Origin of the sequence: Nonomuraea maritima, assembly GCF_900100395.1 — a bacterium.
In the GTDB taxonomy this organism is placed as follows: Bacteria; Actinomycetota; Actinomycetes; order Streptosporangiales; family Streptosporangiaceae; genus Nonomuraea; species Nonomuraea maritima.
Map to the genome: position 1 here is coordinate 41,297 of NZ_FNFB01000001.1, position 23,511 is coordinate 64,807.

Genomic DNA, 23,511 nt, shown 5'->3' on the forward strand with positions numbered 1-23,511 from the left:
GCTCTGCCGCACGCGGCGGGCGCCGCCGAGACTGGCGGGGCAACGCTGAGTGGCGCCGTCGGTCTCCACGCCGCCGGCGCCCCGAACCGAAAGCAGGGCTCGTGAATCTCTCGAATCGCACCGTTCTCATCGTCGGCGGAACGTCCGGCATCGGTCTGGCGCTGGCCCGCCGGTTCGCCGCGGCGGGCAGCACCGTGGCCGTCGGCGGGCGCAACGCGGAGGCGCTGAAGGAACTGTCCGCCGAAGGCATCGGCACCTTCGCCATCGACGTCACCGACGGGGCCTCCGTCGCGCGCGCCCGAGACGCCGTCATCGCCCGGTACCCCGAGCTCGACACCGTGGTGACCATGTCGGGTGTCATGATCATGGAGGACCTTCGTGACCCGGCGCACTTCGAGGCGGCGCAGACCACCATCGACACCAACCTCGTCGGCACCATCCGGGTCACCGACGCCTTCACCCCGCACCTGATCCGGCGCGGCTCCGGCACTTTCGTCACCGTCACCTCCGGCATCGCCTTCCTGCCGTTCCCGCCGATGCCCACCTACGCCGCCTCGAAGGCCGCGGTGCACGCCTACTCCGAGGCGCTGCGCGCGCAACTCGACGGCACCGGCGTCGGCGTCGTCGAACTTGTCCCGCCGGCCGTGGCCTCGGCGGGACAGGAGAAGGTGAACCCGCACGCGCTGCCGCTCGACGACTACGTCACCGAGGCCATGCAGTTGCTCTCCCAGGACCCCACTCCTGACGAGATCCTGGTCGAGCGGGTTCTCATGCACCGCTGGGCCGAGCGCGACGGCACCTACGACGACCTCGTCGCGCAGCGCTCCCAGGCCCTGGCCATGCTCCCCGGCCGCCAGGGCTGACAGTCAGCTCCGCGCGTACCTGGCGGCCATCGCGTGGAAGATCTCGCGGGGACGCCACCGGGTGTCGTCCAGCATGGTGACCACGCCGTACGAGCCGAGGTCGTCGTCTCCCGTACGGGTGTAGGCGGCCCAGGTGAACCACAGGGCGGTCTCGACTCCCTCGCGTTCGAAGACGTCCGTCAGCTCGGTGAAGTAGCGCACCTGCTCGCTCTCGTCGCGCACCGCGTCCGGCGGGACGGTCCACGCCATGCCGCCGAGCCGGCCCGCTCCCGTGTACGGGCAGGTGCCGAACTCCGTGACCGCGACCGGCTTGCCGTGCGCGAAGTGCGCCCGCACCTCGTCGGCGAAGTTCTCCTCGTTGTACGACGCCCGGTAGGCGTCCGTGCCGACCAGGTCGAACGGGGTCCAGTCGACGGACTCCCACGGCCCGGCGGCGTACGTGACCGGGCCGCCGAATCGGGGTCTGGCGGTTTCGGCGGCCTCGGCCAGGAAGTCGTTCAGGCGCTTGATCACGGGCCCGAGCGACTGCCACCAGGCCAGGTCGGCGGTGGCCATGTTCTGCATCCGCTGGAGGTAGCCGTCGCCCGGGATGAAACCGGGGCAGAACGCGCTGGACTCGCAGCCCGTCACGAGGGTCACCGGCGTGCCGCCCTTGCGCAGGGTCTCGGCTCGTTCGGCACAGTCGGCGTACAGATCGAGCGCCTCCTCGGTGGGGACGTCGACCGGGAAGGGCGCGAACCAGACCTCCAGCCCTTCGGCGGCGGCGCGCTCGGCCGCGACGCTCAGCCGTGCGGGGTCTCCGCCTGAGACCCGCACGACGTCGCAGTGGAGCTCGCGGGCGATGGCGCGCATCTCGCGCGCGACCAGGTCGGGGTCGAAGGAGGGACGGCTGAGGTGGTCGCCCGGCAGAAAACCAGTGTCGTAGTTGATGCCTTTTTTCACGATTTTTCCCCTTGTGGTGATGAAAAGCCGTGTTGGAGGAGATCGAAGGCCAGATCGACGTCCGCGCCCAGCAGCCGTCCCGCCTCCTCCAGCGACACCCCGGTGGAGAGCCGGTGGAAGAACGCCTCCTGCAAGGTGGTGACGGCGGCGCTGATCTGGGCCGCCATGAGCTGCGCCACCAGGCCGTCACCGGGAAGCGTCGAAGCCAGGGCCGCCGCGAGTTCGGCCCGCTGGCTCGCGTGCGCGTGCTGCAGCCCGGCCAGCAGGGCGGGGCTGGACGAGATCACCCGGATGCGGGTGAACAGTTCCTCGACATCCATGCCGCCGGTGCCGTTCGAGGCCATCCGGCGGTAGTGCTCACGCAGCGCGTCGAGCGGCGACCGCCCCTCCTCGCGCCCCACCACGATCGCGGCCAGGTCTTCCTTGACCGCGTCGAGGACGAGGCTGTCCTTGCAGGAGAAGTAGGCCAGCAGCGTCACCTTGGCGACACCCGCGGCCTCGGCGACCTCGGCGATCGTCACCGCGTCGTAGCCGCGTTCGTCGAACAGCCGCAGCGCCGCCTCGGAGATCCGGCGCCGCGTCTGTTCCTTCTTCTTCTCCCTGAGCCCCGCCATCATGGGGACAGCATAAACCGTACCGAGTACATTTTTGAACCCGGTACGGTTTTTTACATGCGGACGACCATGGTGTTCGACACCCGGTCATGGACCCCACGATGGTCGCGGTCCCAGATCAGGGCCGGGACGGCCAGGCAGAGCAGCACCGTGCGCACGGCGACGGGCAGCAGGCGCGGGTCGCCGCCGTCCATCGCGGCGACCCTGATGCCCATGAGGCGGTGGCCGAACGTCTGGCCCATGAAGGCGACCAGCAGCAGGTACTGCAGGGCGAACACCGCCACCGGCGCCCACGGCGACTCGGCCGGGTTCATGCGCAGCACCAGCTGGACGACGAACCACGTGCAGATCATCCAGTCGATGACGAGGGCGCCGATGCGCCGCCCCCAGCCGGTGATCGACCCACTGCCCGACTCGGGCAGCCCCAGGCGCTCGCCCGGGTAGCCGAGATCGACTCCGGCGGAGCGCATGCCGCCCAGCCATGTCTGTGTCCACCGGGGTCCGTTGCTGCTCATGCCTCCAACGGTAGCCGCAGCGGCAGCCGGTCGGGATCGTGACCCAACCGCGTCACAGAACCATTTGGATGTACGCCATGTCACACGGAGACGACCTCGACGAGCGCTTCAACGAGCTGATCTCACAGATGGACAAGGAGGAGCAGCGCACCATGCGGGCGGCGGCGAAAAGGGCCGCCGGCACCGCGCGGCCCGAACGATTACCGGCGTACGTGCCGGAGCGGCGGCCCGCGCGCCGCAACACGCGGGGGCGGCTCGTGCTGGGCGCCGTCGCGGCGCTGATCGTGGCCGGGGGCGTGATCGTCACCCACCGCCCCGAGGTGCTGGCGCCGGGTGCCGCGGCGCTGTCGGGGGCCGTACCCGAGGAGACCACGCCGGTGGTCGTGGAACCGCCGGAGGAGCTGGTCACGGGCGATCTCCGTACGAACCAGGGCGATCCCTTCGCCGGGTCGCAGGCCGAGAAGTGGGCCGCCGGGATCGACGGGTTCGTCATGCCGAAGGCGAAGGCGATGGGCGGGCTGTCGAAGAAGGACGTCGCCAAGGGGCTGGAGCGGACCCGCGACCTGCTGGCCGCCGCGCACCTCGACAGGAAGACGCTGCTCGGCGGCACCCCGGACGCCTTCGCCCGGTTGCTGGACCGCGCGCAGCGCGGATGGTTCCGCGACGGGCTCGACGACAAGGAGAGGTCCACCCGGACGACGGTCACCAGCTTCGCGCCCAAGACGGCCGAACTCGCCACCGACGTCATCAAGGTGCGCGGCAGGACCACGCTCGGCACGTTCGAGGAGGACGGCCTGCGGGGGGTGCAGGCGAAGCTGAACTACCTGGTCGTGTACGCGGTGCAGCGTCCCGGCCAGCCTGCCACCGTGGAACGGATCGTCATCCACTTCACCGGCGCGACGCGCCTGCAACGCCTCGACGGCAGGCTCGCCGTCTGGGTGACCGACTGGGGCGCGAGCGCGACGCCCGCCCGCTGCGACGTGGTGGACGGCTTCGTCCACCCTTTCTACGACGACTCACCACCGGACAAGGTAGACACTTCCGGGCCGCCCACGGACCCCTACGACCTGGACGACGAACCGGCTCATGACGGCTCCTGCGAGGCGTCGCAGGGCACCTGACCTGCGTAACACATGCGAAACAATCGAGACACCATATGGAAACGGCCCCGTCCTAGCGTCGCAATGATGACCAGTACCCAGGGAGGTTCGAGAGTGTTCAACTCCGCCGACGACGTCCTGAAGTTCATCAGCGACGAAGGGGTGCAGTTCGTCGATGTCAGGTTCACCGACCTGCCTGGTACGACGCATCACTTCACTTTCCCGGTAGAGAATTTCGGGGCCGGCGTCTTCACTGACGGACTCATGTTCGACGGCTCCTCGATCCGCGGTTTCCAGCAGATCCACGAGTCGGACATGCTCCTGCTGCCCGACGCGTCGAGCGCGGTGATCGACCCGTTCCGGCAGCACAAGACGCTCAACATCAACTTCTTCGTGCACGACCCGCTGACCGGTGAGGCCTACAGCCGCGACCCTCGTAACGTCGCGCGCAAGGCCGAGGAGTACCTCAAGGGCACGGGTATCGCCGACACCGTCTACTTCGGCCCCGAGGCCGAGTTCTACATCTTCGACGACGTCCGCTTCGAGACGCGCCAGAACGCCGGCTACTACTACATCGACTCCGTCGAGGGCGCCTGGAACACCGGCAAGGCCGACGAGGGCGGCAACCTCGGCTACAAGCCGCGCTACAAGGGCGGCTACTTCCCGGTGCCGCCGATGGACCACTTCACCGACCTGCGTTCGGAGATGGTGCGCTACCTCATCGAGTGCGGCATCGAGGTCGAGATGCAGCACCACGAGGTCGGCACCGCCGGTCAGGCCGAGATCGACTTCAAGTTCGGCACGCTGCTCCGCACGGCCGACAACCTGATGCTGTACAAGTACATCATCAAGAACACCGCCATGGAGAACGGCCGTACGGTCACGTTCATGCCGAAGCCGCTCTTCGGCGACAACGGCTCCGGGATGCACTGCCACCAGTCGCTGTGGAAGGACGGCTCGCCGCTCTTCTACGACGAGGTCGGCTACGCGGGTCTGTCCGACACCGCCCGCTACTACATCGGCGGCCTGCTCAAGCACGCCCCGTCGCTGCTGGCCTTCACCAACCCGACGGTCAACTCCTACCACCGTCTGGTGCCCGGCTACGAGGCCCCGGTCAACCTGGTCTACTCCCAGCGCAACCGCTCGGCCTGCGTCCGCATCCCGATCACGGGGTCCAACCCGAAGGCCAAGCGCATCGAGTTCCGGGTGCCCGACCCGTCGTGCAACCCGTACTTCGCGTTCTCGGCGATGCTGATGGCGGGCGTCGACGGCATCCGCAACAAGATCGAGCCGCCGGAGCCGGTCGACAAGGACCTCTACGAGCTTCCGCCCGAGGAGGCCCGCAACATCCCGCAGGTGCCCGGCTCGCTGCCCGAGGTGCTCGACGCGCTCGAGGCCGACCACGACTACCTGCTCGAGGGCGGCGTCTTCACGCCCGACCTCATCGAGACCTGGGTGGCGTACAAGCGTGAGAACGAGGTCGACCCGATCCGCCTGCGCCCGCACCCGCACGAGTTCGAGCTGTACTACGACGTGTGATCGGTTTGACGTCAGCGCCTGAGGGATCAGGAGCGACGCGAGGTAGTGCCGCAAGTCGTGGAATCGGAAGCCCGTGGCAAGGCCCTGTACCTTGCCACGGGCTTTTCGCATTGCTCGTTCGAGCTTCCATGGGCGACCTGGGCACCATCGTCATCCGTGAACAGCGTGTCGTTCACCGGCGGTGAGGTCTGGTTCGAAGGGACGTCGTGCACCGGCTCGAAGGGGCCGGAACTGCGTTCGGCGAGACCGTTACTCCAGTTCAGCTCCAGGACTTCACCAGGGACGATGATCACTCCTTGACGCTGAACACGATCTCCACGCGGCGGTTCCTCGCCCTGTTCGCGTCGATGGGCTTGGCGTCGATGATGTTGGGCAGTTTCGGCTTGGCCTCGCCGTACCCCTTGGCCTCGAACGTCACCGGCTGCCCTGACAATGCTTCTCGCAGCGCCTGCTGTACGGCCCGCGCGCGGCGCAGCGACAGTTGGAGGTTGTAGTCGTCGGCCCCCTGGTCGTCGGTGTGCCCGTTGATCCTGATCGGGCCGCCCGTCCACTCCGCCGTGACCTTCTCGGCGACGGTGCGCAGGCGGTGTTTCGCCTTGGCCGTCAGGGTGTACTTGTCCAAGGCGAAGAGCACGTCGCTGGTGAGCGCGACGGTGACCGTCTGGCCCTGCTTGGACTCGCTCTGGCTGCCGTCCATCGACTCGACCTCGCCCACCAGGCCCTCAACAGGCGCGATGAGGCTCTCGACCGGACCGGGCTGGGGTTCGGCCCAGGCAGGCGTCGCGGCGAGCAGGAGCGCGGTGAAGGCCGCCGCGGCGGCCAGCCTCTCAGGTGATCGGGACATCGGTCAGCCCGCCGAGCTCGCCCAGACTGACGTTGATCGTGGTGATCTCCGGCGGCGGCGCAGCGAACATCGCCTGGAACGGCCGGGCCTCGCCGGTTCGTACCGTGGGAGCGCAGGTCCGCGGCCGGCACCTGTGCCGGCATGTTGCCGGCGCCGTTCCCGTCGCTGGTGGCGGCGGCCGAGGTGCCCGGGATCGGACTGGGGACGTACGTGCTCAACGCCGGGATCCGGCATCCCGCCTACCTCGCCCGTGACGTGGCCGACATCTGGCGGCTCACCGACGGCCGGCTGGAGCTGGGGCTGGGCGCCGGTTACGTGCCCGCGGAGTTCGAGGCGGCGGGCCTGGCGTTCGGCACGCCGGGATCGCGGCTGCGCAGGCTCGAAGAGGTGGCCACCGAGCTGCGGGAACTGCTGGCCGCCCAGCCCGACGAGCCGCGACCACCGATCCTGCTGGCCGGTGCGGGCCACCGCATGATGTCGATGGCGGCCCGTACTGAACCTCTTCGTGGCCGGCGTCGGCGCCGAGGTGGCCGACATCGACCTGTCGATGCCCAGCACCGCCATGGGCGTGCCGCCCGAGACGCCGGCGGAACTGTCCAGCGTCCTGGTCGGCTCGCCGCGGCAGATCGCCGACACCCTGCTGCGCTACCGGGAGGAGTACGGCATCAGCTACATCAGCGTCATGGAAGATCACATGAGGACGTTCACCGAGGTCATTCCGCTGCTGCGGCAACCGTGACCTTCATCTCGGGCGCGGCGGACGGCAGCGCCGCGCCTGGATCCGGCGGGCCCGCGTCCCTGGTGTTCTTACGCGGGTTGTCCGTGGCCGTTCGCCTGGCGTGTCAGGTATCAAACCGAGACCGGGAACGGTCCATAACGGCGTACGACCGCTCGTACGATCACTGGGCATCATCCGCCCACCCCCCGGAGCGTCCCCGTGCGTACCCGAGCTCTGCTGACGGCTGCCGTCATGGCGGCCGGCCTGGCCGTCGTCGTCCAGCCCGCCCACGCGGCGGCTTCCCCCGTCCAGATCACGAAGATCTACTACGACTCCCCCGGCTCGCCGGACAACGGGAGGAACGCCAGCCTGAACGGCGAGTACGCGGTGATCAAGAACACCGGCAAGAAGGCCGTGAACCTCAACGGCTGGACCCTGCGCGACGCGACCAAGCGGTCGGATCACATCTACCGCTTCGGCACGTTCACCCTCAAGGCCGGGAAGACGGTCACCGTACGCACCGGCAAGGGCAGGAACACCGCCACCACGCGCTACTGGGGCAGGAGCGGCGGGACCCTCGCCTACATCTGGAACCAGACCTCCGACACCGCCTACCTGCGCGACGCCTCCGGCAAGGCGGCCGACTCCTGCTCGTACAACTCCTCCAAGCAGCCCTACAAGAACTGCTGACCCCGTAGGCCCGGCCCGCGACGGGCCGGGCCGTTCACGAGATCACGCCGTGGCGGGGCGCCGCGATCGGCGGAACCCGGCGGCGAGGTAGGCGGCGCAGGTCGCCGCTGTGACGGCAGCCGCCACGAGGAGCGGGCGGGGGCCCGCCACGAAGCCTCCGAGTACGGCCACGCCGAGGGTCGCGCCCATCTGGCGGGCGGCGTTCAGCACGCCTCCGGCGGTGCCCGCCGTCCCGGCCGGGGCGTTGGCGACGGTCCCGGCCATCAGGGCGGGGAAGCAGAGCGACAGGCCGCACCCGATCACGACCAGCCAGCCCAGGAGCAGGCCGTCGGCCCGCGCGGCCCCTGCCAGGCCGCCCGCGAGCAGCGCGAGACCGGCGAGGATCGGCAGGCGGGCGCCATGGCGGGCCACGATACGTCCGGTGAGCACCGGGTTCACGACCATGGGGACGGTGAGGGGAAGGAACGCCAGGCCCGTCTCCATGGGGGTCAGGTGACGGCCGTCCTGGAGGAGCAGGGTCAGCACGAACAGGGCACCGGAGAAGGCGAAGTTGGCCGCGGCGCCGGCCAGCAGTTCGGGCCAGGCGGCGGCGACCAGCCCCCGAGGAACCGCCGAACCACCGACCCGTACCCGCGCCCGCACCATGACAGCGCCCCCGTCGCGGGAGGAAGGTGCGGCGGTCCCGTCGTCGGCCGCGGCGGGAGTGGGTGTGGCTCCGGTGCGGTGGTGGGTGATGAGGAGTGCGGCGAGGGCCACCAGGCAGAGCGCTCCCGCGATGAGGGAGGAGTCGGTCAGGGCTTCGGCGAGTAGACCGAGGAAGGCGCAGGTCAGTGCCTGGGCGTGCCAGGCGATCGGACGGGTGCCGCGTGGCGAGCGGATGCCGCGTACCGCGAGAAGGCTGACGAGGGCGAGCGGCGGGTTGAGCAGGAAGACGGCGCGCCAGCCGTACAGGTCGACCAGAAGACCGCCGACGAGCGGGCCCGCCGCCAGGGCCGCACCGGTGATCGCCGCCCACACACCCGTCGCCCGCGCCCGCGCGGCGGCGGACGGGTACAGCTCGCCGAGCAACCCGAGCGAGCCGCCCAGGCACAGGGCACCGGCCACACCGAGCAGAGCCCGCAGCACGACCAGCGCCCCGAGGTCGGGCGCCGCCGCGCTGAGCAGCGACAGCACCCCGAACGCCGCGACCCCGGCGCGGAACACCCGGGCCGCCCCGTGCCGGTCGGCCACCGCTCCCCCGACGAGGAGCGAGGCGGCGAAGGCGACCGTGTACGCGTTGACCGCCCACTGCTGGCCCGCCACGGACCCGCCGAGCGAGGCCCGCAGGTCCGGGAGCGCGATCGTCAGCACGGTCGTGTCCAGGAGCACCAGGAAGTAGGCGAGGGAGAATCCGGCTAGCTTCATGGACCCCAAGCCTGCGCGGACGTCACCGAAGCCTCAACAGGCACACCCATAGGGGGCGTTCGTCCGAACCGTATGCTGATCCGCGTGGAATTGCGTCATCTGCAGGTGTTCGTAGCGGTCGCCCGGGTCGGCACCGTGACCGGGGCCGCGAACGCGCTGGACCTCGCCCCCGCCTCCGTCTCGGAACAGGTCCGGCGGCTGGAGGACGGCCTCGGCGTGCTGCTGTTCGACCGCACGCCCAGGGGGATGCGCCTGACCCCGCCGGGCAACGCGCTGTACGAGCGGGCCCAGGGGCTGCTCGACCACGCCGACGAGGTCCGCAGGGCCGTCACCGGGCAGCGGCGGCACGTCACCCTGGGCGCGCTGGAGATGCTGGCCGCCACCCGGCTGCCCGCCGTCGTCCGCCGCCTCGCCGCCCGCCACCCCGACCTCGACGTGGACGTCCGCACGCTGAACCGCGGGGAACTGCTGGCCGCGGTCGCCGGCGGCGAGCTGGACGCGGCGCTGCTGCTGGACGCCGGGCCCAGGATCGGCACGCTGGGGTTCCACACGCCCGCCGATCTCGACTTCCTCGACGTGGGCGAGGTCGCGCTGCGGCTGGTCGCGGCCCCGGGCGCCGACGCGCGCACGCTGCTGGTCTCGCCGCAGGGCTGCTCGATCCGGATGGCCGCGGACCGGATGTTCGCGGCGGAGGTGCCGCGCCGCGAACTGTCCAGCATCTGGACCGCCAGGGAGTGGATCCGGCAGGGCCTCGGCCGGTCGCTGCTGCCCGACTTCGCGGTGGACGCCGACCTCGCCGCGGGCGTCCTCGTACCCGTCTCCCCCGCTCAGGACGAGGCCCGCGACGGCGCGGACGCTCCGCTCACGCTCGCGTTGCGGCTGGTCTGGCTCCCCGACCGCGAGACCGCGCTGCGGGACGTCCTGTACGCCATGAGCGCCTGACGCCTCAGCGCTTCGCCTTGATGCCGGTGATGCGGCGCAGCACGTCCCACCAGAACGGCGCGCCGAACAGCAGCGCCACGTACGTCAGCAGGAATCCGGGCCAGTGGGCCGGCGTGGTGACCCGGTCCCACCACCTGCCGCCGTTCCAGTGGACGCTCGGCGCGCCCTGGTCCGGGATCGACAGGCTGACCAGCGCCTGGTCCAGCATCCCGACCAGCGCCGGCTGGCTGAGCGTCTCGGTGACGCAGGCCACCGGCTCCTGGCCCGCGCACCGCGCCCGCAGCTCGGCGTACGCCTCGGGACCGGCCTCGGCCACCGCCGTCACCGAGGCCCGGTAGGCGTTGTCGCGCAGCAGCGTCTTGGCGTACTCCAGGCCGTCCATGGAGAACAGCAGCGTCACCACGACGCCGAGCACGGCGACGACCCACGTGACGTAGCGCTTGTAGAGCGTGGACAGGCGCTGCATCTCCCCGTCGAACCAGGTCTCGACGCCCTTCGTGAAGCGGTCGAGGTCGCGCTGCGCCGACTCCCAGACGCCCTTGAGCGGGCCGTACAGGGGGCTGTCGATCTGCCGCAGCCGGGTCAGGAAGTCGTCGACGTCGCCGCCGGCCGTGACCAGCTCCATCACCGCGACGGCGAACCGCGCGGGAGGGATGTCGGAGATGCTGGTACGTCCCCGTTTGCCGTGGTCGATCTCGCGGACGCGTTCGTACAGGAGATTGATCATCGAGTCGCCGGCCCGCTCCCCCGGGTCGGGGACCGCGGACGGCTGAGCCGGCGCGGGCCGGTCGCTGTGTCTCGGACGGGGGTCGCGCAGGAACGGCAGCACCCGGAAGACGTCGAGCACCCCGGCGGGCAGCCACGCTCCCGTCCTGTCGTCCGCGCCGTCGAGGGTGTCGCGCAGATAGGCCCACAGGAACTTGCTGCGGATCGACAGCAGCCGGACGAACGCCTCGTTGAGCCCGCTCACCAGCAGCGACAGCAGCAGGAACGTGACGGCAAGGCCGAGCGCGAGATCCACGTACACGGATAACACCGCGCATTCATACACCCACGCGGCGTGTCCCCGCAATGCTCCCGTCAGTCGCCGTAGAAGACGCGCTCCACCACCCGGCGCGCCCGGCGGGTGACGCGGCGGTAGTCGTCGAGGAAGTCCTCCGAGCCGTCGGGCGGGTAGCCGAGCGCTCTGGCGATCAGCCTGCGCTCCCCCACCTCGCGCGGCACGCTGTCGCCGGGACGCCCCTTGACCAGCATGATCGCGTCTCTCACGCGGGATGCGAAGCGCCACGCCTCGGCCAGCACCTCCTCGTCGGCGGGGTCGAGCAGCTCCTCGGCCGCGGCCGCGCGCAGGGCGTCGAGCGTACGGGTGGTGCGCAGCGAGGGCACCTCGCCGGCGTGCCGCAGTTGCAGGAGCTGGGCCACCCACTCGACGTCGGACAGGCCGCCGGGGCCCAGCTTGGTGTGCAGGGCGGGGTCGGCGCCGCGCGGCAGGCGCTCGGCCTCCATGCGGGCCTTCAGCCGCCGGATCTCGGTGACCGCTTCGTCGGGCAGGCCGCCGGACGGGTAGCGCAGCTCGTCGGCCATCGCGATGAACGCCTCCCCCAGCTCGGGGTCGCCTGCCGAGAAGCGGGCGCGCAGCAGTGCCTGCGACTCCCAGTGCGACGACCAGCGCGCGTAGTAGGCGCGGTAGGAGGCGAGCGTACGTACGAGCGGACCTTGGCGGCCCTCGGGACGCAGGTCGGGGTCGATGACGAGCGGCGGGTCGGGCGCGGGCAGCGTCAGCAGCCGGCGCAGCTCGTTGGCCACGGCGTACGCGGCGTCCGTGGCCTCCCGCTCGCCCACGCCCGGCCGCGGCGCGTGGACGAACATCACGTCGGCGTCGCTGGCGTAGGAGCACTCCATCCCGCCGAGCCGGCCCATCGAGATGATCGCGAACGAGACGGGGGCGGACACCGAGCCGAGGGCGGCGTCGAGCGCGGCCTGGAGGGTGACGTCGTTGAGCCGCGACAGGGCCGTACCGACGGTCTCGATGTCGATGAGCCCGTGGATGTCGGCCACGGCGGTGCGGAACAACTCCCTGCGCCGCAGCGCCCGCACGGCGGTGACGGCCGTCTCCGGGTCGCCTGCGTGCCGCGCGACCGCCGCGGACGCCTCGCCGAGCAGCGACTCCGGCGAGCGCACGGCGAGCTCGTCGTCGGAGCCGAGCATGGCGACCGCCTCGGGGGCGTGCATGAGCAGGCCGGTGGCGTACCGGCTGGTGCCGAGGACGCGGGCCATCCTGGCGGCGACGGCGGTCTCGTCGCGCAGCAGCCGCAGGTACCACGGCGTGCTGCCGAGCTTGTCGCTGACCTGCCGGAACCCGAGCAGCGCGGCGTCCGGGTCGGGCGTGTCGGCGAACCAGCCGAGCATGACGGGCAGCAGCGTGCGCTGGATCGCCGCGCGCCGCGACACCCCCGCGGTCAGGTTCGCGAGGTGGCGCAGGGCGCCGGCCGGGTCGGCGTAGCCGAGCGCCTCCAGCCGGGCCTCGGCGGCCTTGGGCGACAGCCGCGCCTCCGACTCGGGCAGCCGCGCCACCGCCTGCAGCAGCGGCCGGTAGAACAGCTTCTCGTGCAGCCGCCGCGCCTCCCTCGCGTGCCGCCGCCAGCGGGCGGTGAACTCGCGCACCGGGTCGGTCTGCATGCCGAGCGCGCGGCCGAGCCGGCGCAGGTCGTCCTCGTCGGTGGGCACCAGGTGGGTGCGCCGCAGCCGGTGCAGCTGCAGCAGGTGCTCGACCTGGCGCAGGAACGTGTACGCCTCCGCGAGGCTCCTGGCGTCGTCGCGCGCCACGTAGCCGCCCCGCGACAGCGCGGCCAGGGCCGCCAGCGTGGCCCTGCGGCGCAGCAGCGGGTCGAGCCGCCCGTGCACGAGCTGCAGCAGCTGCACCGCGAACTCGATGTCGCGCAGCCCGCCGGGGCCGAGCTTCAGCTGGCGCTCGCCCTCGGCGCGCACGTGCGCCTCGACCCGGCGGCGCATGGCCTGCACGTCCTCGACGAACTCCTCGCGGGCGGCCGCCGACCACACCAGCTCGTTGACGGCCTCGACGTACGCGGCGCCGAGGTCGAGGTCGCCCGCCACCGGACGGGCCTTCAGCAGCGCCTGGAACTCCCACGTCTTGGCCCAGCGCCGGTAGTAGGCGAGGTGGCTGGCCAGCGTGCGCACCAGCGGCCCCGAACGGCCCTCGGGGCGCAGCCCGGCGTCGACCTCCCACAGCGCGCCCTCGGATGTGGTCGTGGTGCAGACCCGCATCATGGCCTGGGCGAGCCGGGTGGCCGCGCGCAGCGCCTTGTCCTCGTCGGCGCCGTCGCGCGGCTCGGCCACGAAGATCACGTCGACGTCGCTGATGTAGTTGAGCTCGCGGGCGCCGCACTTGCCCATGCCGATCACCGCGAGGTGCACGTCCGTCGCGTCGACCTCGGTGCGGGCGACGGCGAGGGCCGCTTCGAGCGCCGCTCCCGCGAGATCGGACAGCTCTGAGGTGACCTCCGACAGCGACGCGTGCCCGGTGAGGTCGCGGGCGGCCAGGTGGAGCAGCCGTCCGCGGTAGGCGACGCGCAGCGCGACCAGCGGGTCGGGGTGGGTGGCGCGCGGTTCGTCGCCGCCCGGCTCGGCTCCGACGGCGACCAGCAGCTCGGCCCGCGCCTCGCCGAGGTGCGGCTCGGCGAGGAGCCGTACCTGGCCGGGATGGCGTACGAGGTGCTCGCCGAGCGCGGCGCTGACGCCGAGCACGGCGAAGAGCCTCGTGCGCAGCTCCGCGTCGCGGCGGACGGCGTCGAGCACGGACGGCTCACGCTCGGCCAGCCGGATCAGCGAGGCCAGCGCCAGGTCGGGATCGGCGACGTCGACCAGGCCGTCGAGGAGGTCGTCGAGGTCGGCCGGCGACTGCCGGACGAGCTGGGCGGCCCTGGCGCCGTCGGCGAAGCCGAGCTTGGCGAATCTCGCCGCGGTGGATTCGATCCTGGGCACGCCTCCATCTTGACAGCCGTCTCGTGATCCGCCACGACAGCCCTTACCGTTGCCCCGAAACTGAGATGAAACGCGGCAAACCGGCGAGTTCCGGGTGACCCGCAGCTCAGGGGGGTTCCCGGCGGGGTGGCGTGGGGGCTGCCGGCAGCGTGGGCGGTGCACGACGCCGAGGAGCTGATGACGATGGCGGGATGGACCCGCCGGGCGCGCCCCCGACTGGAACGGCGTCTGCCGCCGTGGGACCGGCTGGACCTCTCGCAGCGGCGCGTCACCACCGCCATCGGGCTCATGGGCGGCGTCATGGCGGGCGCCGCCGCGATGGGCGGGCGGAGCGCGACGTTCCAGGCGGCGCCGGCCGGGTTCGGCCGGCACGGTCGCGCACGTCCTCACCCGGCGCGCCACCGTCAGTGACGGGGCGAGCGGTCCCTGATCACGTTCGCGAAGGACTCGGCCACCGGACGCCACGTGGCGACCAGGCGGTCCTCGGCGGCCTTGACCTCGGCGTCCAGCTCGGCGGCCGACTCCAGGTCCGAGTCGGCGGTCCACGAGGCGAAGATCTCCGGCGTGGCCTCCGGGTGGAACTGCACCGCCCAGGCGGCCTCGCCGAGCCGGTAGGCCTGGTTCTGGTACTGCGCGCTCGTCAGCAGCGGCACCGCCCCTTCCGGCAGGCGGGTCATGGCGTCCTGGTGGTACTGGACGGCGACGGCCGGCCCGACCCCGGACATCAGGCGGTCTGAGGCGGCGGCGGGCAGCGGGGCCACCTCGCACACGCCCACCTCCAGGCCGTTGTCGCCGCGTTCGACGGTTCCGCCGCAGGCCATGGTGAGCAGCTGCGCGCCCAGGCAGATCGCCAGGGTGGGGGTGGACTCCTCGACCGCGCGGCGCAGCAGGTCGCGGGTGGCGGGCTGCCAGGGGCTGCGCTCGTCCTCCCAGGCCGCCGCCGCGCCGCCGAGCACGATGAGCCCGTCGGCCGCCCGCTCGGGCACCTCGTCCCCCAGGTACGGCCGGACGACGTCGCACTCCAGCCCCAGCCAGTCGGCGAGGTAGCCGAGGCCGGCCTCGGCCTCGTGTTCGATGACGGTGATCCGCATGCCAGCAATTATCCCGATTTATGCGCGTAAATCCGAAACGGGCTGTGATGCTCGGGTGCGCGCCGGATCCCACGGCCTAAGCTCCGACCATGACTCTCGCATTCGACGACGTGGACGGGCAGCGGATCGCCGTCTTCGGCACCGGCCCGCGCGTGATCATCGCGGTGCACGGCATCACGGCCTCGCTGATGGCCTGGGCCGCCGTGGCCCGCAAGCTGCCGGAGGAATGGTCGCTGGTCGCCGTCGACCTGCGCGGGCGCGGCCACAGCGCGTCCCTGCCCGGCCCGTACGGGCTGCCCCGGCACGCCGAGGACGTGCTGCGCGTCGCCGACCACGTGGGAGCCGGCCAGGACGCGGTGCTGACCGGCCACTCGATGGGCGCGTACGTGGCGGCCCTGGCAGGGGCGCGGCGCGCGTTCTCCCGCGTGGTGCTCGTGGACGGCGGTCTCCCGCTGCCGATGCCCGAGGGCGCCGACCCCGACACGGTGCTGAGCGCAACGCTGGGCCCCGCGCTGGAACGGCTGCGCCGCACCTTCCCCTCGGCGGAGGCGTACGTCGGGTTCTGGAAGGAGCACCCGGCCTTCGCGGGCGACCAGTGGAGCCCCGACGTGGAGGAGTACGTCCGCTACGACCTCACCGGGCCGGAGGGGGCGCTGCGCTCGCGCGCCGTCGGCGAGGCGGTGCTGGCCGACGGGCGGTGGATGCTGCTGGAGGCGGAGGCGATCACGGCGGCGCTCACGGCGATCACCTCACCGCTGCACCTGATCCGCGCCCCGCGTGGGCTGCTCGACCAGGAGCCGGGCCTGCTGCCCGACGAGCTCGTCCGCCCGTGGACGGCCCGGCTGCCGGGGCTGCGCGACGAGCTGGTGCCTGACTGCAACCACTACACCGTGCTGTTCGACGAGCGCTGCGTCGCCACGGTGGTCGACCACCTCACGTCCTGATACGGCACGAGGCCCCCGGAACGGCTTCCTGGGGCCTCGTGACGACGCTGGTTCAGCGGGGCGCGATCCAGGTGGCGCGGCCGGCGGCCACCAGGGTGCCGTCCACCTCGTAGATGGCGCTCTGCCCGTACATCTTGCGGCCGTCGCGGCCGGTCGGGCGGGCGACCACCGAGTAGCGTCCGCCGGGGAAGACGGGCCGGTGGATCTGCAGGGCGAGCCGGCCGAGCAGGGCGGTCTCGCCGGGGCCGAAGTGGGCCCAGCCGGTGATGCAGTCGAGCACCGCGCCGACGATCGAGGCGGGCACGCCGTCGTCGCCCGTCACGGTGAACGGCACCCGCCAGCCGGCGGCGACGAGGTCGGTGCCCTCGACCCGGCCGGGGAAGATGCGCAGGCCGTCACCGGGCTCGCGCAGGCCGCAGGCGAAGCACTCGGCGAACGGGTGCACCTGCAGGCCGAGGAACCCGGCCTCGGCCTTGGCCGCGTCGTTGAACGGCACGAACCCCGGGCCCTCCAGGTCCTCGGCCACGGGGATGGCCTCCACGAGCAGCTGGTCGCCGTGGGAGAGGGACACGGAGTTGGCCAGGTGCTCCAGACGCAGCTCCGTCTCCAGCGGACTGGGCGCGTGCAGCGTGACCTCGACGGCTGATCGACCGCCGTTCAACGCCTCCGCCATGGTGCCGGCGATCCAGCCGCCGTTGGCGACGCCCACGGGCCCGCGGAAACGCTCGGGAACGGTCAACACGGTCTGCAGGGCAGCCGTCGTCATGCCACACCCTCCTACAGCGCCACATAGCGCGACAAGTCCGGAAATACAATAATGAGCAGCCTTATTTTACTCGACGCTTGGTTTCGCCTCAGTGCCGGGGGTCTGCGGCTGCTCAACGCTCCTGCATAACGCCTCATATGGGGCCGAAACTTCCCGCCCGGCCTCGACCTGCCGATCGCGGACGGCGCCGCACGGCCCACCGGCCGCCGGACAGCCCCTGGACGTGCGCAAGCAACGAAAATCGGCCCCACTCCGGAGCGCTCCGGACGTGAGGCCGATCAAGGCGTCGGCAGTACCTTAACCGCCTTTCCCCTCCTCCCGCGACCAATCCCCCGATTCCGTCCAGCCTTTCCGTACGGACTTCCACGACCTTCGAGCGCGCGAATTTCCCCGACGTCAGCGAGGCTGTCGGTAGCGCGGCCTATGCTGGCCCGAAGTCGGCGATCATGCGGGGGTGTGCCAGTGCGCGACTCGAGGCTGAGCTATCCGCCGGGGTCCTTGGTGATCCTGACCGGGCTCCCTGGCGCGGGCAAGACCACCCTGCTGCGCCGCCTGTACGGCCTGGGCACGGAGAGCGCGCCCGTCATCGCCGGCACCACCGTGGTGATCGACTCGTCGCAGGCCCGGCAGCGCTGGCACGGCCGGCTCGCCTGGGCCCCCTACGCGGTGCGCCGCATCGTGGTCTTCGTCACCCACGTGAACCGCATCCGCCGGGCCCTGGCCGAGGGCCGGGCGGTGGTGGCGCACAACCGCGGCTGCGGCGCGCCCGTGCTGCGGGGCTTCGCCTGGCTGGCCCGCCGGCACGGCGCGAGCTTTCACCTGCTCCTGCTCGACGCCCCCGCCGAGGACGCCCTCGCCGGGCAGGTGGCGCGCGGCCGGGTGGTGGAGCCGCGGGCGTTCACCCGCTACCGGCGCCGCTGGGAGAGCCTGCTGCTGCGGGTCAGGGACGGCGACCCGGCCCCGGCGTCCGGGGCGCGGGTCATCGACCGCGCCCAGGCCGCGTTACTGGAGGCCATCGTCTTCGACCAGCCCGGGGAGCGTCAGAGGATGGGCAGGTAGCGGCCCAGCTCGAACTCGGTGACGGTGCGGCGGTATTCGCGCCACTCAGAGCGCTTGTTGCGCAGGAAGAAGTCGAAGACGTGCTCGCCCAGCGTCTCGGCGACCAGCTCGCTGTGCTCCATGACCGAGATCGCCTCGTCGAGCGAGCCGGGCAGCGGCCGGATGCCGAGGGCCCGGCGCTCGGCGCTGGTGAGCGTCCAGACGTTGTCCTCGGCCGCGGCGGGCAGCTCGTAACCCTCTTCGATGCCCTTCAGCCCGGCCGCGAGGATCAGCGCGAACGCGAGGTAGGGGTTGCATGCCGAGTCGAGCGAGCGGAACTCGATGCGGGTGGAGCCGCCCTTGTGCGGCTTGTACATCGGCACCCGGACGAGCGCGGAGCGGTTGTTGTGGCCCCAGCACACGTAGGAGGGGGCCTCGCCGCCCTGGCCGGCGATGGCCTCGGCGCCGCCCCACAGCCGCTTGTAGGAGTTGACCCACTGGTTGGTGATGGCGGTGATCTCGGCGGCGTGCCGGAGCAGCCCCGCGATGAACGACCGCCCGACCTTCGACAGCCGGTAGTCGGTACCGGCCTCGTGGAAGGCGTTACGGTCGCCCTCGAACAGCGACATGTGCGTGTGCATGCCGGAGCCCGGGTGCTCGGTGAACGGCTTGGGCATGAACGAGGCCCAGATGCCCTGCTCGAGCGCGACCTCCCGCATGACCAGTCGGAAGGTCATGATGTTGTCGGCCGTGGTGAGCGCGTCGGCGTAGCGCAGGTCGATCTCCTGCTGGCCGGGTGCGCCCTCGTGGTGGCTGAACTCGACGGAGATGCCCATCGATTCCAGCATCATGATCGCCTGGCGGCGGAAGTCGTGGCCGGCGCTGTGCGGCGTGTGGTCGAAGTAGCCGCCGGAGTCGATCGGTTCGGGCCGCATACCCGACTCGGGACGGTTCTTCAGCAGGAAGAACTCGATCTCGGGGTGGGTGTAGAAGGTGAAACCCATGTCGGCGCACTTCGCGAGGGTGCGCTTGAGCACCCAGCGCGGGTCGGCGTGGGACGGCGAGCCGTCGGGCATCAGGATGTCGCAGAAGATGCGCGCCGCGCCGGGCGCCTCGCTGCGCCACGGCAGGATCTGGAACGTCGACGGGTCGGGCTTGGCCAGCATGTCGGACTCGTACACGCGGGCGAAGCCCTCGATGGCCGAGCCGTCGAACCCGATGCCCTCGGTGAACGCGCCTTCGAGCTCGGCGGGTGCGATGGCGACGGACTTGAGGAAGCCGAGCACGTCGGTGAACCACAGCCGGATGAACCGGATGTCGCGTTCCTCGAGCGTGCGGAGCACGAACTCCTGCTGGCGGTCCAAGGCATCCCCTCGCGAAGACAGTACGGGTCTCCTACCCAGGATGCCGCGCCCGTGTTTCACCCAGGTTACGTGCGGTGCCGGTGCGAGCCTCGCTGACAAAGGGCCCGGCCCGACCTACTGTGATCAACGCAGTCAGTCTCGGGGGAGGCACCAATGGCCATCGACCTGCTCGATCACAAGCTCGATCGGGCGTTCGCGCACATCGACGTGGGCGGCGTCGGCGTCGTCGAACGCGAGGACCTGCTGGGGCTGGGCGCCCGCATCCTCATCGGGTTCGGCGAGTCCCCCACCTCGGTCACCGGGGCGAGCCTCGTGGACAGCTTCGACGCCATCTGGTCCACCCTCGCCGAGGCGCTCGGGCGCGACGGCGACTCGGGCATCACCTGCTCCGACTTCCGTACCGCGATGACGGCGGCGTTCGTCACCGGCGACCGCTACGAGCCGGTGTTCCGCCCGGCGACGGTGGCGGTGGCGGAACTGTGCGACGACGACCGCGACGGCGAGATCGGGCCCAAGGAGTTCCGGACGCTGCTGTCGGCCTTCGGCGTGGCCTACGACGACGTGGACGAGGCGTTCGACCGGCTCGACCAGGCGGGGCGGGGCGTGCTCACCCCCGACGACCTGGTGGCCGCCGCGCACGACTACTACCGCAGCGACGACCCCCACGCACCCGGCAACTGGCTCTTCGGCCCGCTGTGAGGTACGGGTGAGGCCGGGGGAAGGCCCCGCGACCTTGCGAGGGCTTGCACGGCCTTCGTGGCATCCCGAGTGACAGCGCGCCGAGGACAGAGCACCCAGTCAAGCTCGACGACCGGCGCAGTGATGGGCCCTGTGTGAAGGCCCCAGAAGGTCCTGTTGGCAGAACCCCTTGAAACCCCTGTGAGCACACCATGACCATCACCGTGTTCGCCACCGTACGCACGACCGTGCGCAGCGCGCTGCGTTCGGCCCTGACCTCCGTGCTTCCGCAGCCGCGCAGGGGCGCCTCGGCGGCGGTGGCGCTGTTGCCGCTGGTCGAGCGGGTGCCCGCGATGGCGGCGCCGTGCCGGATGCATCCCGCCGTGTACGCGATCGAGGCGGCGGTCCTCGACTGGGCGCGGCGTACCGGGCTGCGGGCCGACCCGGGCGTCGGCTTCCACCGGATGGCGGCCCGCGCGTTCGCCGAGTTCGACGCGGCCGCGGCGGCACTGTTCGCGCAGTGGCTGACCTGGCTGTTCCACCTGGACGACGAGCTGGACGAGCGCTCAGGGCCGCTCGACGTCTTCCACGGCCTGCTCAAGGGCACCGCCCGGCATCCGCTGGAGGCCGCCTTCGCCGACCTGTGGCGGGTGACGAGCGCCCGGATGAGCGACCGGTGGCGGGCCAGGTTCGCGGTGGGGTTGCAACGCCAGTACGACGCCTGCCGTACCGAGGCCGACAACCGGGCGACGGGCCGGATGCCGTCGCTGGAGGAGTACCCCGAGCTGCGCAGGGGCACGGTGGGCCCGTACGTGTACGACCTGGTCGAGCCGTGCCTGCGGGTCGAGGTTCCTGGCTGGTTCCACGCCTCCGAGCCGTGGCAGGAGCTGGTGAACGCCTGTGGCGACGTCACGGCGTGGTGCAACGACGTGGCCTCGCGGCCCAAGGAGCGCGGGGACGTGCACAACTTCGTGGTGCTCGCGATGCGGCAGCTCGGTCTGGGCGAGCGGGAGGCGACGGCCTGGGTGCTCGACCGGATCGCCGAGCGCTGCCAGGACATGCGGCACGCGGCGCTGCGGCTGCCGCTCGACGACCTGCACCCGAAGATCGCCCGCGACGTCAGCAAGGTCGCGTGCGCCTACCTGGCGGCGCCGCGCGCCCACCTCGACTGGCTGCTCGAGTCAGACCGCTACGCCTGAGCCGGATCGAGGAGACCCGGCTCAGGCGGCGCCGGCCGCGAGCATGTCGCCGGCGAGGGTGCGGCGGTAGACGACCTGCTTGCCGACCCGCATCCCGACCGCGAGCCCGCCCGCGCTGAGGACGCCGAGGTGCTGGCTGACCGCCCCGGCGGTGAGCGTCATGCGGGTGGCCAGCGCGGAGGTGGTGGTGGGCTCGCCGAGGGCGAGCAGGATCTGCGCCCTGCTGCGGCCGATCAGCGCGGCGAGCGCCCCCGGCGCGGGCGGCGGCCCCTGCTCCCACAGCGTCCCGACGCCCTGCACGGGATAGACGAGCATCGACTGGTACGGCGCCGACATCACGGCCACCGACGGCCAGTAGAACGCGCTCGGCACGAGCACGAGCCCGTCGCCGTGCAGGCCGCCGATCGTGCACCAGGGCCGGTCGACGAGCAGCCGCTCCCCCGTCCAGGACACCGCGGGGTCGAGGCCCGCGAACAGCTGGCGCGCGCCGCCCTGGGCCAGCTCGCGCGAGCGTCGCAGCACGTCGCGCTCCAGCAGCGCGTACACGCGGGGCCAGAACTCCGCGAAGCACGTCTCCCAGTACGCCTCCAGCGCGTCGGCGATCCGGGCGATGCCCGCCTCAGGGTCGGCGCGGAAGCGCTCGATCAGCGCCGGGTCGGTGTCCCTGACCTGGGCCGCCTCGGCGCGCGCCCGCTCGGGGTCGGTGCGCCTGACCCGGTCGAGCTCGGTGGCGAAGTCGGGGATGGGCGTGTCGGGCGGCGGGGTGATGAAGTCGGCCAGGTAGCCGGTCGGCGGCACGAGGGCGAGCAGCTCGGTGAGGTCGAGCCCGGCGAGGCGGGGCCGTACGGCCTTGAGCCAGGGCAGGTGGATCGACTGGCGGGCCGGCTGCCGCAGGGTGCGCAGGCTGGCGACGAGCTCCCACATCGGCGAGAAGGCGAACCGGATGCGGGCGACGTCCTCCGGCTTCAGCACCCATTCGATGGACATGCTTTTAGTTTGCGCTAAATCGTTCGCGTCCCAAAATCCGACATATCACTCTTTACCACGTGACGACCGTACCTCTTGAGAAGCAATCGTTCCTGCAGGCCCGGATCGGGGGGCTGCCGCGGCCGTTCTGGGCGCTGTGGGGCGGCACGCTGGTGAACCGCCTGGGCGCCATGGTCATGCCGTTCACCGGCGTCTACCTGACCCAGAGCCGCGGCCTCTCGGTGACGGCGGCGGGGCTCGTCATGGCGGTGTTCGGGGCGGGCTCGCTGCTGTCGCAGCTGCTCGCCGGGGTGCTCACCGACCGGATCGGACGCCGGGCGACGCTCTCCGGCGGCATGATCGCCACCGCCGCGACGATGCTGGCGCTCGGCTACAGCTCCTCGCTGCCGGCGATCCTCGCGTCGATGTTCGCGCTCGGCCTGGTGATCGACGTCTACCGGCCGGCCTCCAGCGCCCTCGTCGCCGACCTGGTCTCCCCCGCCGAGCGCCCCCGGGCGTACGGGCTGCTGTTCTGGGCGATCAACCTCGGGTACGCGGCCGGCATGACGGCCGGCGGCTGGCTGGCCGGGCTGGGGTTCACCTGGCTGTTCTGGGCCGACGCGCTGTCGAGCGTGGTGTTCGCCGTACTCGTCTGGCGTGCGGTTCCCGAGACGCGGCCCGAGGGACGGCAGGAGGCGGGCGGGCTCCTCGCGGTGCTGCGCGACCGGACGATGGTCTGCTTCACCGTCGTCGTGCTGGGCAACGTGCTCGTCTACTCGCAGACGATGAGCATGCTGCCGGTGGCGATGACCGGCGGCGCCGTACGGCTGACGCCCGGCGAGTACGGTCTCGCCATGGCACTGAACGGCGTGCTGATCGTCGTCGTCCAGCCGCTGGCGTCGGCCTGGCTGGGGCGCAGGGACCCCGCGCGGACGCTCGCGATCGGGATGGGCGTGATGGGCGCCGGGTTCGCGCTGACCGCGTTCGTGACGAACATCCTCGGGCTGTCGGCGACGATCATGGTGTGGACGGCCGGCGAGATCATCACGGCCGGCATCCCGGGCGCCATCGTGGCCGCGCTCGCCCCGGCCGAGCTGCGGGGCCGGTACATGGGGCTGTTCGGGTTCGCCTGGTCGGCGGCGGCGGTGCTGGCGCCCCTGCTGGGTGGCGCGCTGCTCGAGATCGGCCCGCGGACGCTGTGGTTCACGGTCGGCGGGGTCGGCGTGCTGTCGGCGATGGGCATGCTGCTGCTGCGTCCGGCGATCAGGAGCCGCCGGACGGAGTGAAAGCGC

At 71.7% G+C, this 23,511-nt stretch carries 23 protein-coding genes and 1 pseudogene; 13 read left to right on the plus strand and 11 right to left on the minus strand.

Annotation, left to right across the window (positions count from 1 at the left end; translation table 11 throughout):
- Positions 1-101 precede the first annotated feature (101 nt).
- Positions 102-863: an SDR family oxidoreductase gene (locus BLR04_RS00235; RefSeq protein ID WP_090758314.1), complete on the plus strand. Its 762-nt coding sequence runs from the start codon at positions 102-104 to the stop codon at positions 861-863.
- 3 nt (positions 864-866) lie between these two features.
- Here the strand turns inward: BLR04_RS00235 and BLR04_RS00240 are convergent, their stop codons facing one another.
- From BLR04_RS00240 to BLR04_RS00250, 3 genes are read right to left on the minus strand one after another with little or no spacing between them, the layout of a single operon-like run.
- Positions 867-1,805, minus strand: a complete 939-nt coding sequence (locus BLR04_RS00240) for a glycoside hydrolase family 113 protein (protein ID WP_218128666.1) — start codon at positions 1,803-1,805, stop codon at positions 867-869.
- On the minus strand, positions 1,802-2,422 hold the full coding sequence (locus tag BLR04_RS00245) for a TetR/AcrR family transcriptional regulator (RefSeq protein WP_245739905.1): 621 nt from the start codon (positions 2,420-2,422) through the stop codon (positions 1,802-1,804). The genes BLR04_RS00240 and BLR04_RS00245 overlap by 4 nt, the downstream gene beginning before the upstream one ends.
- Before the next feature lie 50 nt (positions 2,423-2,472).
- Complete coding sequence (locus tag BLR04_RS00250; protein WP_090758318.1) at positions 2,473-2,934, minus strand: RDD family protein; 462 nt, start codon at positions 2,932-2,934, stop codon at positions 2,473-2,475.
- A 77-nt stretch (positions 2,935-3,011) separates the two neighbouring features.
- Between BLR04_RS00250 and BLR04_RS00255 the strand changes: the two genes are divergently transcribed.
- Positions 3,012-4,055, plus strand: a complete 1,044-nt coding sequence (locus tag BLR04_RS00255) for a hypothetical protein (RefSeq protein WP_143021907.1) — start codon at positions 3,012-3,014, stop codon at positions 4,053-4,055.
- A 93-nt stretch (positions 4,056-4,148) separates the two neighbouring features.
- Positions 4,149-5,573 carry a type I glutamate--ammonia ligase gene (gene glnA / locus BLR04_RS00260; protein WP_090758322.1) on the plus strand — a complete coding sequence of 475 codons (1,425 nt, stop codon included), beginning with the start codon at positions 4,149-4,151 and terminating at the stop codon, positions 5,571-5,573.
- A 289-nt stretch (positions 5,574-5,862) separates the two neighbouring features.
- Here glnA (BLR04_RS00260) and BLR04_RS00265 read toward each other — a convergent pair whose 3' ends face one another.
- Positions 5,863-6,417, minus strand: a complete 555-nt coding sequence (locus tag BLR04_RS00265; RefSeq protein WP_090758323.1) for an OmpA family protein — start codon at positions 6,415-6,417, stop codon at positions 5,863-5,865.
- Between the two features lie 141 nt (positions 6,418-6,558).
- Here BLR04_RS00265 and BLR04_RS42650 point away from each other — a divergent pair.
- The 3 genes and pseudogenes from BLR04_RS42650 to BLR04_RS00280 all read left to right on the plus strand — a co-directional run.
- Positions 6,559-6,897: pseudogene (locus tag BLR04_RS42650) on the plus strand (LLM class flavin-dependent oxidoreductase); the annotation flags it as partial.
- Positions 6,898-6,922: 25 nt separating this feature from the next.
- Positions 6,923-7,156: a hypothetical protein gene (locus tag BLR04_RS00275; RefSeq protein ID WP_090758325.1), complete on the plus strand. Its 234-nt coding sequence runs from the start codon at positions 6,923-6,925 to the stop codon at positions 7,154-7,156.
- Between the two features lie 198 nt (positions 7,157-7,354).
- Positions 7,355-7,825 (plus strand): lamin tail domain-containing protein, encoded by a 471-nt coding sequence (locus tag BLR04_RS00280; protein ID WP_245739910.1) that lies wholly within the window; start codon positions 7,355-7,357, stop codon positions 7,823-7,825.
- Between the two features lie 42 nt (positions 7,826-7,867).
- On the opposite strand, the gene BLR04_RS00285 is transcribed toward BLR04_RS00280, so the two are convergent.
- Positions 7,868-9,229 carry an MFS transporter gene (locus BLR04_RS00285; RefSeq protein ID WP_090758329.1) on the minus strand — a complete coding sequence of 454 codons (1,362 nt, stop codon included), beginning with the start codon at positions 9,227-9,229 and terminating at the stop codon, positions 7,868-7,870.
- Between the two features lie 84 nt (positions 9,230-9,313).
- Here BLR04_RS00285 and BLR04_RS00290 point away from each other — a divergent pair, with 84 nt between their 5' ends.
- Positions 9,314-10,171 (plus strand): LysR family transcriptional regulator, encoded by an 858-nt coding sequence (locus tag BLR04_RS00290; protein ID WP_090759443.1) that lies wholly within the window; start codon positions 9,314-9,316, stop codon positions 10,169-10,171.
- Between the two features lie 4 nt (positions 10,172-10,175).
- On the opposite strand, the gene BLR04_RS00295 is transcribed toward BLR04_RS00290, so the two are convergent.
- On the minus strand, positions 10,176-11,198 hold the full coding sequence (locus tag BLR04_RS00295) for a hypothetical protein (protein WP_245739911.1): 1,023 nt from the start codon (positions 11,196-11,198) through the stop codon (positions 10,176-10,178).
- Positions 11,199-11,251: 53 nt separating this feature from the next.
- Positions 11,252-14,173, minus strand: coding sequence for a bifunctional [glutamine synthetase] adenylyltransferase/[glutamine synthetase]-adenylyl-L-tyrosine phosphorylase (locus BLR04_RS00300; protein ID WP_090758332.1), 2,922 nt, complete (start codon positions 14,171-14,173; stop codon positions 11,252-11,254).
- Between the two features lie 126 nt (positions 14,174-14,299).
- Between BLR04_RS00300 and BLR04_RS00305 the strand changes: the two genes are divergently transcribed.
- Positions 14,300-14,584 carry an HXXEE domain-containing protein gene (locus BLR04_RS00305; RefSeq protein WP_176902864.1) on the plus strand — a complete coding sequence of 95 codons (285 nt, stop codon included), beginning with the start codon at positions 14,300-14,302 and terminating at the stop codon, positions 14,582-14,584.
- Here the strand turns inward: BLR04_RS00305 and BLR04_RS00310 are convergent.
- Positions 14,578-15,264: a type 1 glutamine amidotransferase gene (locus tag BLR04_RS00310; protein ID WP_090758334.1), complete on the minus strand. Its 687-nt coding sequence runs from the start codon at positions 15,262-15,264 to the stop codon at positions 14,578-14,580. The two genes, BLR04_RS00305 and BLR04_RS00310, sit on opposite strands and share 7 nt — an antisense overlap.
- A gap of 89 nt (positions 15,265-15,353) precedes the next feature.
- Here BLR04_RS00310 and BLR04_RS00315 point away from each other — a divergent pair, with 89 nt between their 5' ends.
- On the plus strand, positions 15,354-16,208 hold the full coding sequence (locus tag BLR04_RS00315; RefSeq protein WP_090758336.1) for an alpha/beta hydrolase: 855 nt from the start codon (positions 15,354-15,356) through the stop codon (positions 16,206-16,208).
- A gap of 52 nt (positions 16,209-16,260) precedes the next feature.
- Here the strand turns inward: BLR04_RS00315 and BLR04_RS00320 are convergent, their stop codons facing one another.
- A complete protein-coding gene (locus tag BLR04_RS00320; protein WP_090758339.1) occupies positions 16,261-16,974 on the minus strand; it encodes a PaaI family thioesterase in 714 nt (237 codons plus the stop codon).
- A gap of 462 nt (positions 16,975-17,436) precedes the next feature.
- Here BLR04_RS00320 and BLR04_RS00325 point away from each other — a divergent pair, with 462 nt between their 5' ends.
- Positions 17,437-18,033 carry an AAA family ATPase gene (locus BLR04_RS00325; RefSeq protein ID WP_245739912.1) on the plus strand — a complete coding sequence of 199 codons (597 nt, stop codon included), beginning with the start codon at positions 17,437-17,439 and terminating at the stop codon, positions 18,031-18,033.
- Here the strand turns inward: BLR04_RS00325 and glnA (BLR04_RS00330) are convergent.
- Entirely contained in the window at positions 18,015-19,376 is a 1,362-nt protein-coding gene (gene glnA, locus BLR04_RS00330) for a type I glutamate--ammonia ligase (RefSeq protein WP_090758343.1), read from the minus strand. The genes BLR04_RS00325 and glnA (BLR04_RS00330) overlap by 19 nt on opposite strands.
- Positions 19,377-19,529: 153 nt before the next feature.
- Here glnA (BLR04_RS00330) and BLR04_RS00335 point away from each other — a divergent pair, with 153 nt between their 5' ends.
- Both BLR04_RS00335 and BLR04_RS00340 read left to right on the plus strand, forming a co-directional pair.
- Positions 19,530-20,075 carry an EF-hand domain-containing protein gene (locus tag BLR04_RS00335; protein ID WP_090758345.1) on the plus strand — a complete coding sequence of 182 codons (546 nt, stop codon included), beginning with the start codon at positions 19,530-19,532 and terminating at the stop codon, positions 20,073-20,075.
- Positions 20,076-20,266: 191 nt separating this feature from the next.
- The gene (locus BLR04_RS00340; protein WP_176902865.1) at positions 20,267-21,253 is read left to right on the plus strand and encodes a terpene synthase family protein; all 987 of its coding nucleotides are present in this window, start codon (positions 20,267-20,269) and stop codon (positions 21,251-21,253) included.
- Positions 21,254-21,274: 21 nt separating this feature from the next.
- Here BLR04_RS00340 and BLR04_RS00345 read toward each other — a convergent pair whose 3' ends face one another.
- Positions 21,275-22,240 carry a DUF5937 family protein gene (locus BLR04_RS00345; protein ID WP_090758347.1) on the minus strand — a complete coding sequence of 322 codons (966 nt, stop codon included), beginning with the start codon at positions 22,238-22,240 and terminating at the stop codon, positions 21,275-21,277.
- A 59-nt stretch (positions 22,241-22,299) separates the two neighbouring features.
- Between BLR04_RS00345 and BLR04_RS00350 the strand changes: the two genes are divergently transcribed.
- Entirely contained in the window at positions 22,300-23,505 is a 1,206-nt protein-coding gene (locus BLR04_RS00350; RefSeq protein WP_090758349.1) for an MDR family MFS transporter, read from the plus strand.
- Positions 23,506-23,511 lie beyond the last annotated feature (6 nt).